The organism is Microcoleus sp. FACHB-SPT15, assembly GCF_014849525.1.
Classification (GTDB): domain Bacteria; phylum Cyanobacteriota; class Cyanobacteriia; order Cyanobacteriales; family Coleofasciculaceae; genus Symplocastrum; species Symplocastrum torsivum.
The window spans coordinates 1-13,530 of the sequence record NZ_JACJNU010000070.1 but is presented as its reverse complement, the minus strand read 5'-3'; the positions used below and the strand labels follow the sequence as shown (position 1 = coordinate 13,530).

The following is a 13,530-nucleotide window of genomic DNA, read 5'->3' as shown; positions in this document are numbered from 1 at the left end:
AGTTTTTCTCTAAGCCTGTTAACGTTTCTTTATTTTCTGCCTCCCGCTCTCTCATCTTTCATTTCGTAAACAACCTCCGACTGACGCCAACCGAGAGCGTTATGATCAGCAGTGCTATTATTTTGGTCGAGGCAATGAATCATGGGTGATGCCAAGCGCCGTAAAGCGGCACTCGGAGACAAGTACGGTAAAGAGGAAAACATCTTTCCCTGGCTCCCACTTACGAAAAGTCAGGGTGAGCAGTTTGTCAAATGGACAACTAAAGGTGCCTGGGTTGGCATCGGCTTTTTGGTCGCCTACTGGGTAACAATTCGGTTAATAGGACCCACCTTAGGTTGGTGGCAAGTCAGTTAACATTTTGTATTGCCTAGCCGCGAGGGTGATGTTTTGCTTGTAAGTAAGCCATCCACCCTAGCTTTAGATGAGAAGGAAACCTTCGTTGTCGTTTGACTTGTAGATGCTAAGCGCGTAGGCTGGATTTGTTGAACAAATCCATCTATCGGTAGAACTTAACTGAAAAGAAAAGGTTTTACTCTAGAGTAGACAAGTCAGGCATGTTGTGGTTGCTAGTCGCCCATTACACTCTTCGATTAGAAGCGGGCTGCTACTATAACTTTATCAGACTCTCTTTTGCAAGCCTTTTGGAATTTTGAACTAAACCCTCCCAAAACCTGAAGGTTAAAATCTTAAAAAAGTATTAAAAGATCTAAAATTTAGGAGTGGTGTTTGGAGGACTAACATGTTCATACGACTGGCAGAGCAACACCGTCAATTCGTTCAAGACTTGGTAATGAATCTCCAAGCCTTGGCAATTGTGTTAGAGAACCGAGGATATCTGGCTTCCTGCTATACCTGCGGGAACCAGATGAATAGCGCCTCGTTTATGGTCAGCCTAGGAGACAATCATCTGATCCGCTTCTTGGTGTCAGATTATGGTATTACCTGGACTGAAATGAGGGATGACCGAGAACTGATGAAGCTGGAAGGCGCTGAAGCAATCAGCCAACTGCAAGATCTTGCCAATCTTGTTAAATACCAAATTCAGCCTTCTGAATTTCGCCGTCCAGTGGGCAATTTGGCATCGATTTAGTTCAGTCTATACGTCTATCTGTTCAACCTGAGAGCTGTCTTCATACAGTCAGGCACTAAACCTTACGGAGCATTATGGGTACGTTGATTGACCGCCGTAGGGAAGTGTCTGGCCACTTGAGGCGAGGACACATTGCTCAAAGCATTTTATCTAAACTAAAGATTAAGCCGACTTCAGCGCCTTTCTTACGCTGTTCAAGCAGCAAAAGCTCATCTTTCTCTCCGCCTACAGAGATCCCAGCCTTGAAATTAGAACGTTGCGCTTCAGAGATGGAACTATACAAATAGACACAAAGTTTAATCTAAAGAAAATATTACGAAACCGATAGCTTTTCTGAATTGCTGTCAAAGTATTAATAGCTCAAATGGGGTCAGCCGATATAAAGACCCTAAACATATATAAAAAACAAGTAACCTTTTAGAGCGCTAGTTTCCACCCATAGGATAACTAGCGCTCTATATTTTTAGAGTGTGGTCAAAACCAGTTGGTGAGGATGAGGGAGATGAGGAAGTAATTTCTGCCCCACCTTCCCCACCTGCCCCACTTCAGCCTTTCCAAAATGAAATTAGATATCCCTTCAACGTTGAGTAGATGAGGGGTTCCTGACCAAATAGGGGGAAGGAATAGGCTGTACTCGACCCGCATTAACCAATGCCTGATAGACAAAGGCGGCGACTTCGGCACGGCTGGCATTTTTGTTTGGGTTGAGTTGGCTAAGCGTTGGGTAGTTGACCACCAGTTCTCTGGTAGTAGCACCAGCAACAGCAGAAAGCGCATAGTTCGGAATCTGTGCCGCATCTGTGTAAACGGACAACACACTCGTATCTTCAGACCGTAATTTTAGACCACTGGCTAGAGACACTAAGACTTGAACTTTTGGAATGCGTTCATCAGGTCGAAAAACTCGTCCTGGATACCCAGAGAGAAATTCACTCCGATAAGCGGTTTGGATAACTTGATAAGCCCAAAAATTACGGCTGACATCCACGAAATCACTGGCAGCTTTCTGTGGTGTTGGGGAAAACGCTTTGGCAATAATCGCGGCAAACTGGGCACGGGTTACAGATTCACCAGGACGAAAAGTGCCATCGGGAAATCCAGCAATCACGTCGATACCTGCTAAGGCTTCAATGTAGGCTTGTGCCCAGTGACCTTGAATATCCTGAAAGTTAGTTGCTACCGCTGCCGCCACAAAGTCTACACGACCAGCAATACGGTTTTGGTCGATATCGTTGCCAACGGCAACTATGGTGATGGTGCGGGTTGTGTTGTTGACATCTAAACTGCCGTTGTTACGAATGCGATTTTGACCGGGACTATCGGCTGTGCCTAAGTTGGGTTGAGCATTGCCAGTGGCGACTAAACCGTTGCGTTGGTTGCTTTCAATTGTGTTGTTCCGGAATACAGGAGTAGCTGTGCCACTGACTACAACCCCATCGGTATTTTGAATAACGCGATTGCCTTCCACTAAAGGAGAGGCGGAATCACCAATCGAAATCCCAATCCCGGTTTCCTGGAACACATTGTTGCGGATTTCCCCAGTACTTTGACGGGCAACAGAAATCCCATTCCCCTCGTTCCTAGTAAAAACGTTGTTTTCAATTTTCGGGTTGCTTGTACCCGTGACAAAAACGCCTTCCCGTTTGCTGTTAATGAAGTTGTTGTTCCTGACAGTAGCATTGGTGGATTCTATCCATACACCTGTACCACGAGTATTAGGGTTGGTAATGCTAATCCCGCTAATTTCACTGTCTTTTTCAGCACGAATTGTCACGTTCTGCCCTGCTAAGGTGGGGCTTGCGTAGGAACCACCACCGATAATGCCTGTCCTTTGACCTTGGGTATCTACATCGCCTCGCAGGGTAACACCTTGTTTGACGCGCAAGGGGAAGACTTCTCCGGTAGCTTGGGTGTAAGTTCCAGGCGCAAGCTGAATGACTGTACCGGATGATGCCTGTTGAAGGGCGTAGGTAATTGAGCGGTAGGGTGTCGCTTCACTAGTCCCAGACCCATCTGTGTCTGTTCCCCTGGCAGGATTGACGTAAATAATGTTTGCACTCGATGGTGTTTGGGCAATCTGTACAGCTTGCACAGAGTTTGTCCAAAGAGGAACTATGGCACTACCGCCTCCTAGTAGCAGCACAACAGTTAGGAAGGATGCCCGTAAGAGGACTGATTTTTGACGAGAACCCTGGTAGGTCATACGCTTTATGCTTATTATTTGCTTGATCAACTGTACGGTTTGGGAACTCATTAAACAGGAAAACTCTAACTTGCGATCGCACCTTTGCTTTTGCTAATTTAGGTCGCTTAACCAACGGCATAACAAAACCCGCTCCATACTGCTTCAAGCATCTGGAGTCGGGATGTTAGCCGTTAAGACTTGAGGATGACTCTAGTCAGCTAGCTAGATGAAGTTTTAATGATCCTCAGCAAAAATATAGCGGTACAACTCACTGGGGTCAGGTTCAGGGCTTTCCTCTGCAAATCGAACCGCCTCATTGATTCCATCCTGAACTTTACGTTCGATCGCTTTGAGTTCTTCTTGCTGCACCAAATTTTGCTCAGTGAGATAAGCTGCCAGCTTTTTGATGGGATCGCGAGGGAACCAGTATTCTTTCTCTTCTTTAGAGCGAAGTTCATCGGGGTCAGCAAGAGAGTGACCTCGGAAACGATAGGTGAGCGCTTCAATGAGTGTTGGACCTTCACCAGCACGCGCACGCGCGATCGCTTCTTGAGCAACAGATCGTACCGCTAGCACATCCATCCCATCGACTTCAACACCAGCCATGCCAAAGACACTCGCTTTTTTGTAAATCTCTGGCTGAGATGTCGCCCGTTCATGTGCCATCCCAATCGCCCATTTGTTGTTCTCAACAACGTAGAGAATCGGTAGTTTCCACAGCGCTGCCATATTCAAGCATTCAAAGAACTGGCCGTTATTACAGGCACCGTCGCCGAAGAAGCAAGCCGTTACCTGGTCAGAACTCTCATCCCCCAGAGCCTCACGTCGATACTTGCTTTGAAACGCGGTACCTGTGGCAACAGGAATCCCTTCTGCCACAAACGCATAACCCCCAAGGAGATTATGTTCGGCTGAGAACATGTGCATCGAACCGCCACGTCCTTTGCTACAACCTGTTGCTTTGCCAAACAACTCTGCCATCACCTCCCGCGCCGGAACTCCAGCACTCAAGGCATGAACATGGTCGCGATAGGTGCTGCAAACATAATCTTCGTCTTGACGCATCGCTTTGATAACGCCAGTTGACACCGCTTCTTGACCGTTATAGAGGTGGACAAAACCAAACATTTTGCCTCGATAGTACATCTCGGCACACTTGTCTTCAAAAAAGCGCCCCAGCACCATATCTTCGTACAGGAGCAATCCTTCTTCTTTAGTAATTTTGCTGGAATCGACTTTAAATTCCGGTAAAGTCCGTTCTTGAACCATTGGTTTGTTGTATCCTTGCAGCAACACTATTATTGATTTCTTGATTTTCTCTCAACACCTGTTCAGCTTTTTTCACAAATCAAAGTAAGAAGAGAGCAAAACTAACTTGAGTCAAAACAGCACCACTGGTTTAAAATCAAACTGTCTCATTTAGGGGGATGCTCTGCTGACGTTGCTAGAATTACTAATATCTTTAGCAACTAGACTCAAGCGGTTCTTGCTCTTTGAACGGGTGCCTTGAATGGTTCAAGTTCAACGGCTTGCAGCACGCTGAAGAGAGAACGCTACTGGCTACTATACGTTAACTTAGTTGCTTTGCGCTGGGGAAGTGAACCGTGCGAATTCCGCTCGATTACTACCGAATATTAGGACTGCCGATTCAGGCGACGGATGAACAGCGAAGTCAGGCTTATCGCGATCGCACGTTGCAACTGCCGCGCCGAGAGTATTCGGAAGCGGCGATCGCATCTCGTAAACAACTCCTGGACGAAGCCTACGCGGTTCTCAGTGACCCCGAACAGCGCTCCGCCTACGACGCGAGTTTTCTCACCAAAACCTACGAGCAAAAGCCGGAAGTGATCGCTTTAGGTACGACAGGAACTGGTGAAGGCACAGATACGGCTAGCGACCCCCACACCCCTAGCATCGAAATCAAAAGTGACCAGTTTGTTGGGGCATTACTCATTCTTCAAGAACTAGGGGAATATGAACTTGTCCTGAAACTGGGGCAACCGTATCTAGGGGCACGAGACAGCATTAGTTTGGATAAAGGTCGTTTGGGAAACCCCCAGCAGGTTCGACCAGACATTGTTTTAACCCTAGCCCTAGCTTGTTTAGAACTCGGTCGGGAGCAATGGCAGCAAGGTCAGTACGAAAACGCTGCAACCTCCCTAGAAACGGGTCAAGAATTACTCCTACGAGAAGGCTTTTTCCCATCTGTGAGGGGAGAAATCCAAGCCGATCTTTATAAACTTCGCCCTTACCGCATCCTGGAATTATTGGCGCTGCCAGAAGAAAACCTCACCGAACGGCGCAATGGCTTGCGTTTATTGCAAGAAATGCTCCAAGAGCGCATGGGGATTGATGGCACAGGTGACGACCAATCTGGGTTAAGTATTGATGACTTTCTGCGCTTTATCCAGCAGTTGCGTGGCTATTTAACAGCAGCCGAACAGCAAACTCTCTTTGAAACAGAAGCCAAGCGCCCCTCAGCCGTTGCGACTTACCTCGCCGTTTATGCCCTCCTAGCACGAGGATTTGCTCAAAGACAACCGGCGTTAATTGCTCGTGCCAAGCAGATGCTAATGCGCTTGGGGCGACGCCAGGATGTCCACCTTGAACAATCCGTCTGTGCGCTGTTACTGGGTCAAACCGAAGAAGCTAGCCGTGCCCTAGAACTGAGCCAGGAATACGAACCTCTAGCGTTCATTCGTGAGCATTCTCAAGGTTCTCCAGATTTGTTACCTGGATTATGCCTCTATGGGGAGCGTTGGCTGCAAAAGTCAGTGTTTCCTCACTTCCGAGATTTAGCGAACCAGAAAGCCTCGTTGAAGGAATACTTTGCTGACGAGCAAGTGCAAGCGTATTTAGAAAACCTGCCAGACTCATCTGGGGAAAGTAATGAGTGGACAGTAGTCCAGACCCAGAAGGCGGCATACGCGACTGCTGCTTCCTCCAGAAGTTTCAACGAACCAGCCGCTTTTGGTCGAACTAGTTCTCGCCCAACGTCAGAAGAAGATAGTCGCTTCTCGCGAGATGGTCAACAGTCAGTCAGCTCAATGTTTAACAACTCTCTCGGTGACTCAGCAGGTGCTAGGTCACAGTGGGGAGGAGAACGAGGGTCTACTGGTGTCGCAACGAGTCGGACGGCAACGTTAGGTACGGCTAGTGTTTCAATGCCCACAGCCCAACGGGTATCCCCAACGGGAAGCCCAGGAGAAACAACCATTACAGGCTTACCGGGTGAATCTTCTTCAAAATCGTCACGCCGCCAGCGTCAGGGGAAAGGTGGGTCTGACCAGCCAACGCCTCCTCTAGCTGGGGGAGATTCTGTCCCTAAAACCTCATCAGGTTCTGGGGTAACCCTAGATCGTCTAACACCTGGTCGCCTTCAACGTTTACCAGACAAATCAAAGTCTTCAACAAAATTCAAACGCCTGATTCTACTCATCCTTGGCGGTTTGGTCGGTGTGGGACTACTGGCTTGGCTGCTGATTGGAACCCTAAGTTGGTTCCAGAAAACTTTACAGCGGTTTTCAGGTCCACCGCTCGAAGGAGAGCAACCACTTGTGCAGTTGACTCAGCCTCCGGTAGCAATTCCTGAACCTGGCACTCAGATGCTCGCGCCAGAGGGGCCGTTGACTGAGCAAACGGCTGAGCAAGTCATCCAATCTTGGTTGTCTGCTAAGTCCCTTGCTCTCGGTCAAGAGCATCAAGTTGATCAACTCCAGCAAATTTTGACTGATCCAGCTCTGTCTACATGGCAACGACGCGCTCAAACGGCTAAGCGAGACAATATCTATGGACAGTACAAGCATGTTGTTAAAGTGAACTCGGTTGAGACAAACCCAGCTAATCCTGATCAAGCTAGGGCGGATGCGGCTGTGAATGAAGTAGCCCAATTCTATGAAAATGGTCAGTTGAATCAGTCGGCTTCCTACGATGACAACCTGCGAGTTCGTTATGACATGCTGCGAAAAGATGGTCGCTGGTTGATCAGAGATATGGCTGTTTTGAGATAAGTAGACCTCTCTTGAAAGTCTACTTTTATCGCAACGTTTGTGAGCGTAGCTCATGGTGTCTCTTGCATAAATTCTGGAAAGCCCCATAAATCCCCCAATTTTGGGGGACTTTTTGCTTTGTTTGCTTAGCTCTAGTCGCTAACACAACTTGTCATCAAAGCTTGACTAAAAAGTCAAGTCCAGATTGCTCTTAGCTAAAGATCGAGAAGATTTGATCCCGGCAACCCATTAATGTCAAGATTCCATGACATTTTGATCCCCAGCTTGCCTGTAAATTCGTTAATTCACCTGAAATCGCTATCCTTAGCCCCTTGACCCAGCGTCAGAGTATTCTGTTACATAAAGTCAGGCGATCCCAAAGAAATACTTATTTTGAGTATTTCGTTAAGATCATCGGCGGCTGGCTCGACCCCAGGTACCTGTATGAATGATGACCCACCCATTGCGTTAGCAGCGTAGAAAGCGCCTTGTCCAAAGAGTCGCAGCTTTCTTCGATTTTGGGCACAAGCAAGGCAATGCACTAAGCGATCGCAAGCTGGAAATCTGAATCCAAACGGGTGAAGAACTCAAGTTGAAAGCTAGCTTTCTTTCAGCAACTGGATGTGTACATGACGACCAAAATTTTCAGATTCATCAGGAGTGACATACCTGCCGTCCTAATTATTGGAGAGCATAAATCATGGCAAAAGAACGCCCACCTTTAGAAGAGATGACACTGCGGCAACTGCGTAAAGTTGCGAGTGAATATGGCATCTCCCGTTATAGCCGAATGCGTAAGTCGCAATTGCTGGCGGAAATACAAAAGATACAGCGCTCAAAAATTTCAATCAGTCCATCTCGCACAGTGGAGGCACAGCCAGAAGTGGAAGCAGCAAAGTTTGAACTAGGTCAAGAAGATCGTACCGGTGGCACCCTTGCATCAGTGGATGAAGGATTAGCCGATTTACCGGCTGGTTATGGTGATAGCCGGATTGTTTTATTGCCGCGTGACCCTCAATGGGCTTATACCTACTGGGATATTCCAAATGAGCATAAAGAAGATCTACGGCGTCAGGGAGGACAACAGTTAGCGCTACGGATTTATGATGTTACAGACATCACCCTTGACTACCAATCGCCCCACAGCATTCAAGAATATCCTTGTGATGAGCTAGCACGGGAATGGTACTTGCCCATGCCAGTTAGCGATCGCGATTATGTTGTTGATATCGGCTATCGCTGTGCCGATGGTCGTTGGCTCATTCTGGCTCGTTCGGCACCTGTACATGTTCCTCCCGTCTACCCCTCCGACTGGATTGAAGACCAATTCATCACCGTAAACTGGGAAGAAGACCTCCGTAGCAAAACCTTCCTTGAATTGGTTCCTCCCAGCAAAAAAGCCGCTGCTAGCGCTGATACTAGCAGTGTAGATGCTGCTGGCAACCCCATTTACGATGCCATCTTCGGTATGGCACAATCCGCCGAAGCTCAGCGCGTTGCTGGTTCCTTGTATGGTTCTATGCAGCAAGTTCCGGTTCACGAGCAGGCAATTAGCTCCTATGTCTTCCCCTCTGGTGTTGGCATGTGGGCTGTACCAACAATGTCTGGTTTAACCATGTCTGGCGTTGGAATGTCTGGTGTTGGCTTCTCTGCTTCCATGCCTCCCATTCGTCCTCGCCAGTTCTGGTTAGTTGCGGATGCTGAATTGATTGTTTACGGGGCAACTGAGCCAGATGCCAACGTCACCATTGGTGGACGCCCCATCAAGCTCAACCCAGATGGAACCTTCCGCTTCCAGATGTCCTTCCAAGACGGTTTGATTGACTACCCGATTATGGCAGTGGCAGCTGATGGTGAGCAAACTCGTTCTATCCACATGAAATTCACTCGTGAGACACCATCACGCAACACCAATACAAAAGAAGAAGCAGTTCCCGAATGGCTTGCCTAAAAAGTGGCGAACTTGTAGGAGCAATGCCCTTAGGCGTGAAATTCTGAAGCTTGAAGAAAGAAAACCCTTACTCAAGCAGGGAACCTCAATTACTTACCTCCGTTGTATTTTGCTATCTCCCCCGACAGCAGCCGGGGGATTTTTTTTCTCAAGAACTATGAAAGCTCAAGAAATTGCTGAGAAGCTTGCAGAACTCTTTGGTAGCACTGCCGTTCAGATGACAGAACCTGGCGTCTGGCAGGTAGAAATGCCTCAGTTTAGATTGCTAGTCCTTTTATCACAAGACCAATCCTGGTTACGAATTCTCATTCCCATTGCACCAGCCGGGGAAGCCCAACCATTCTTTGAACAGCTACTAGAAGCAAATTTTGATGACACACAAGAAACCCGTTATGCTCTGAATCAAAATGTTCTTTGGGGTGTCTTCCAGCACAATAGTGCAAGCCTTGAGTCTGAAGACTTCTCAGCAGCCGTAGCACGGCTGCTTTCTCTACGTCAGCAAGGACTGACAAGTAGCTTTGATCAGCTTGTTGACACTCGAATTCGTCAAATCATCCAGGTTGCAAAACAGCAAGGGCAATCCTTGGAGGCAACGCTCCAAACCCTAGATCGGTTTTATCGTGAAGGACTCATGGGTGAGTTGGAGCAAGGAGCAGAGTCGCGCCAACAGACACTAGCGGCATGGCAGCGTCGGCTCGAAACTCTTTGGCAAGAAGTAGAACCTTAAGTGATACCAATTGACTCAAATACGGAATTGCCACCACTGAGGGTAATACTTTGTGTGGCGGCAATTTGTATGACGTGATGAGTATCAAAGCACAATTATCAGCATACTGTCCGGAACTGCTGCAAATTCGGTGAGGTAAATAAATAAGTAGTAGTGATCAAAGTGGGTTAAAGCGGACGAGCGATCGGCTATAACCGTGGAGGATTAAAATTTTACTTTCTGCTGGTAACTAAAAATAAGATTCTTGGGGACATTCACCCGCTTACCATGGATCGTCACCCAAAGTTTATCAATAATATCGACTCAAGGAGAATTAGAGACCTGATGCGCTCGAAGATGAGATTGCTTTGGTGTGAGGTTTTAATCAAGAACACGTTAGCCCTTGCGGAGCATAGTACATTAGCTGCAAAGCGGCTCCAAACAAACATTGCTGTTGGACCAACATGGTTGATTCGTGTTAATCAGGTCGCTCCTAAGGCACTAGCGGTGACTGGGCGAGGTAGGACACAGCGGTTTTTGAAGAATAGCCCTCGCTGTTTCATAAATGAACTTCCGAAGAGTCGATTGGGATCAAGAGAACAGCGTCTTCTTCATGCATTTGCACCACTTTGTATAGGGATTGCTTGTACTAGTGGCACAGGTGCATTAGCCGCAACTCGGACGGCTTTGCCAGAGCCTCTTGATGGGTCGATAGATGAGGTGAGTAACATCAAGCTTTCCAATGAGACCCTTTCTCCTTCTCCAGAATCCTTTGGGCAAGGTTTTTTCAGACTCATTCCACAGCCGCAAGCTGTTGAACCAGGCTTCTTACCAAGCCTCATCCAAGATACATCTCTACAAGCACAGAACCTGCCGACTGCTCCACCTGTGCCACCAGAGAATCTACAACCTAACCCCAACCAAGACCGCTTTCTACAGCCGCCGACAAACCCGATACCTGAACCCTTAAGACCAGAGCAACCTGTTCAAACACCTGTCACTCCAGAACCACCCACGCAACCGCCTCCAACTCCAAGCACTCCTGTCTCACCAACGATTCAAGTTCAGGACATTCAAGTAACTGGTAGCACTGTCTTTGAAGCCGACGAGTTAGAGGCAATTACCCAACCTTATGAGGGACAAACTCTTAGCCTAGAACAACTCAGACAAGTCGCAGATGCGATTACCCAGTTGTACTTAGAACGGGGCTATATCACCTCTAGAGCGATTCTTGTAGACCAGGACGTTACTAATGGTGTTGTGGAAATTCGCGTTCTAGAGGGCAGTTTACAAGAGATTCAAATTGAGGGAACACGTCGATTAAATCCTAGCTATATCCGCAGCCGCGTGAAGTTAGGGGCGGGGACACCTCTTAATACTGCTGAGTTGGAAGACCAGTTGCGGTTGCTCCGGGCTGACCCTTTATTTGAGAATGTAGAAGCGAGCCTCCGAGCAGGAACCCAAACAGGGCAGAGCATTCTTATTGTTCGTGTTGTTGAAGCTGACCCCTTTGAAGGTAGTTTTGGCATTGATAACTATTCGCCGCCGAGTGTGGGTTCGGAACGATTGGGCCTCAACTTGCTCTATCGCAACCTTACAGGGAATGGGGATACAGTTGCAGGTTCGTACTACCACACAACTAGGGGGGGTGCAGATAGCTTTGACTTTACGTATCGGCTACCCGTCAACCCGATGAATGGTGCTGTGCAATTAAGAACCGCCATCAATAGTAATGAAATCGTTGAAGACGAATTCAGCTTCTTGAACATTGAAGGGGACTCAGAACTGTATGAAATTAGTTTTGAGCAGCCACTCATACGCACCCCCCGCGAAGAATTTTCTCTATCTTTGGGTTTTACAATTCAAGAAAGTCAGTCCTTAATTGGCGGTGGCTTTCCCTTCCCTGGGCCTGGTGCTGACGAGGAAGGGTTTACCAGAACCAGTGTGCTTAAGTTTGGGCAAAATTATTTGCGCCGGGATATCAGAGGCGCTTGGTCTTTGCGATCGCTTTTTAGTCTCGGCACTGGCTGGTTTGATGCCACAATCAATCCTGACCCGATTCCGGATGGACGTTTTTTCAGTTGGCTTGGTCAGGTGCAGCGCGTGCAAGTTCTTGGTGAGGATAACTTTTTAATTGTAGGAGCTGATATCCAGTTAACACCTGATAGTTTGTTTCCCTCCCAACAATTTGTAGTTGGTGGTGGTCAATCGTTGAGAGGCTACCGACAAAACATTCGCTCAGGCGATAATGGTGTGCGTTTTTCCGTTGAAGATCGCATTACTTTACAGCGAGATGAAGCAGGTGCTTCTACATTACAACTCGCTCCATTTTTTGATGCTGGTATCGTTTGGAATGTCTCTGATAATCCTACTCCATCACCATCACAGCAATTTTTAGCAGGTGTCGGTATGGGATTAATTTGGGAGCCAGTACCGGGACTCAACCTTCGTGCTGATTATGCTTTTCCCTTGGTTGACCTTGATGATCGGGGTACTAATGCCCAAGATGAGGGCTTTTACTTTAGCGTTCGTTATTTGTTTTAGTTATTAGTTGTTGGTTATTGGTTGTTAGTGGTTAGTAACTGTTAGAGGCTATTTGTGAAGCAAATATTAAAGTCTGAAGGTAATACTAAAGACTACTAACAAAAAAACAAATATCAACTATGCCTATTAGATTTCTAGCTGTTGCAGGAAGAATAGTGACTTGACTTTCGCTTTCAAGGTAGCAGAAACGGCTTGGCACTTATCCAACAACTAACAACTACCAAGGATTACCAATCAGTGTGAAAGCTGCCCAATAGTAAGGATGCCTTAGCTGTTTATCTCCAAGATTTGACAGTGCCTCTGGTAGGGGAATACCTCGGCTAGTACCAACGAGTTGACCATTTTCCAAACGGACTTGTCCTCGTAACATTGCTATCTGTGTCTGCCTCAATGCCTCAGCTTTAATGGGTGCTGTTAATAACTGCTGGTAAAACTCACTCATCAGCCCCAAGGTTGCCTCATCACTGACATACCAGAGACTCGCTAGTGCCGACTTGACACCAGCTTGTAGCGCCAACCCTGCAAAACCTAATTCTGCTTGTTCATTGCCGAGTGCTGTGCGGCAAGCGCTTAGCACCAACAAGTCCACAGGTGGGTTACTCCAATTCAGTTGTGGCAATTGGCTCAGTCGCAGCTTTGTGTCCCACAGTTGAAGATAGGAATTAGCTGGTGCCCCAGGCTGAAATTCCCCATGGGTTGCCAAGTGTACAATCTGAAAAGGCTGTAGCTGACGCTGTAACTTCAGATTCTCCAGTGTGAAGCCTTCATTCAAAAAGGATTTCCCTTGCCAGAGTTGCTGCGTAATGACAGATAACTCTAGAGGAACAGCGGGTAAAGGGTTTTGCTCGGTAAACTGTGATGCTCCCATTGCCAAAACTTGATAGCCTCTAATATCCCGATGTTGGCTATCAGTCAGCGTAAGACTGGGCATTAGGCTGATACTGTATTTTTCGGTTCTTCAGTACTTAGTATGCTAAATATATAGCGAAACAAGAAAAGAAGAGATAAATTTAGTGTATCTAAGAGTGAGCAAACCCTGACTGACATTGACAGATGAGGCGCATT

At 47.3% G+C, this 13,530-nt stretch carries 9 protein-coding genes; 6 read left to right on the top strand and 3 right to left on the bottom strand.

Going from position 1 to position 13,530, the window contains the following annotated elements; translation table 11 throughout:
- The first annotated feature begins 141 nt into the window (after positions 1-141).
- On the top strand, positions 142-354 hold the full coding sequence (locus tag H6F98_RS30360; RefSeq protein WP_192222467.1) for a DUF2839 domain-containing protein: 213 nt from the start codon (positions 142-144) through the stop codon (positions 352-354).
- Between the two features lie 385 nt (positions 355-739).
- Complete coding sequence (locus H6F98_RS30355) at positions 740-1,090, top strand: DUF1815 family protein (protein ID WP_192222466.1); 351 nt, start codon at positions 740-742, stop codon at positions 1,088-1,090.
- Positions 1,091-1,667: 577 nt separating this feature from the next.
- Here H6F98_RS30355 and H6F98_RS30350 read toward each other — a convergent pair.
- Positions 1,668-3,293 carry a DUF1565 domain-containing protein gene (locus H6F98_RS30350; protein ID WP_192222465.1) on the bottom strand — a complete coding sequence of 542 codons (1,626 nt, stop codon included), beginning with the start codon at positions 3,291-3,293 and terminating at the stop codon, positions 1,668-1,670.
- A gap of 216 nt (positions 3,294-3,509) precedes the next feature.
- Entirely contained in the window at positions 3,510-4,544 is a 1,035-nt protein-coding gene (gene pdhA / locus H6F98_RS30345; protein ID WP_192222464.1) for a pyruvate dehydrogenase (acetyl-transferring) E1 component subunit alpha, read from the bottom strand.
- Between the two features lie 335 nt (positions 4,545-4,879).
- On the opposite strand from pdhA, the gene H6F98_RS30340 reads away from it, so the two are divergent.
- The 4 genes from H6F98_RS30340 to H6F98_RS30325 all read left to right on the top strand — a co-directional run bounded on the left by H6F98_RS30340 (position 4,880) and on the right by H6F98_RS30325 (position 12,465).
- On the top strand, positions 4,880-7,285 hold the full coding sequence (locus H6F98_RS30340; protein WP_192222463.1) for an IMS domain-containing protein: 2,406 nt from the start codon (positions 4,880-4,882) through the stop codon (positions 7,283-7,285).
- 679 nt (positions 7,286-7,964) lie between these two features.
- Complete coding sequence (locus tag H6F98_RS30335; protein ID WP_192222462.1) at positions 7,965-9,215, top strand: DUF4912 domain-containing protein; 1,251 nt, start codon at positions 7,965-7,967, stop codon at positions 9,213-9,215.
- Between the two features lie 157 nt (positions 9,216-9,372).
- On the top strand, positions 9,373-9,942 hold the full coding sequence (locus tag H6F98_RS30330) for a CesT family type III secretion system chaperone (protein ID WP_192222461.1): 570 nt from the start codon (positions 9,373-9,375) through the stop codon (positions 9,940-9,942).
- 336 nt (positions 9,943-10,278) lie between these two features.
- Entirely contained in the window at positions 10,279-12,465 is a 2,187-nt protein-coding gene (locus tag H6F98_RS30325; RefSeq protein ID WP_192222460.1) for a ShlB/FhaC/HecB family hemolysin secretion/activation protein, read from the top strand.
- Positions 12,466-12,682: 217 nt separating this feature from the next.
- Here the strand turns inward: H6F98_RS30325 and H6F98_RS30320 are convergent, their stop codons facing one another.
- Positions 12,683-13,405: a CHAT domain-containing protein gene (locus H6F98_RS30320; protein ID WP_396814256.1), complete on the bottom strand. Its 723-nt coding sequence runs from the start codon at positions 13,403-13,405 to the stop codon at positions 12,683-12,685.
- Positions 13,406-13,530: the final 125 nt, after the last annotated feature.

Excerpts from the sequence above, each read along its gene's own strand:
- H6F98_RS30350 (WP_192222465.1), bottom strand. The coding sequence starts at position 3,293 with ATGACCTACCAGGGTTCTCGTCAAAAATCAGTCCTCTTACGGGCATCC.
- H6F98_RS30355 (WP_192222466.1), top strand. The coding sequence starts at position 740 with ATGTTCATACGACTGGCAGAGCAACACCGTCAATTCGTTCAAGACTTG.
- H6F98_RS30330 (WP_192222461.1), top strand. The coding sequence starts at position 9,373 with ATGAAAGCTCAAGAAATTGCTGAGAAGCTTGCAGAACTCTTTGGTAGC.
- H6F98_RS30360 (WP_192222467.1), top strand. The coding sequence starts at position 142 with ATGGGTGATGCCAAGCGCCGTAAAGCGGCACTCGGAGACAAGTACGGT.
- H6F98_RS30325 (WP_192222460.1), top strand. The coding sequence starts at position 10,279 with ATGAGATTGCTTTGGTGTGAGGTTTTAATCAAGAACACGTTAGCCCTT.
- H6F98_RS30335 (WP_192222462.1), top strand. The coding sequence starts at position 7,965 with ATGGCAAAAGAACGCCCACCTTTAGAAGAGATGACACTGCGGCAACTG.
- pdhA (WP_192222464.1), bottom strand. The coding sequence starts at position 4,544 with ATGGTTCAAGAACGGACTTTACCGGAATTTAAAGTCGATTCCAGCAAA.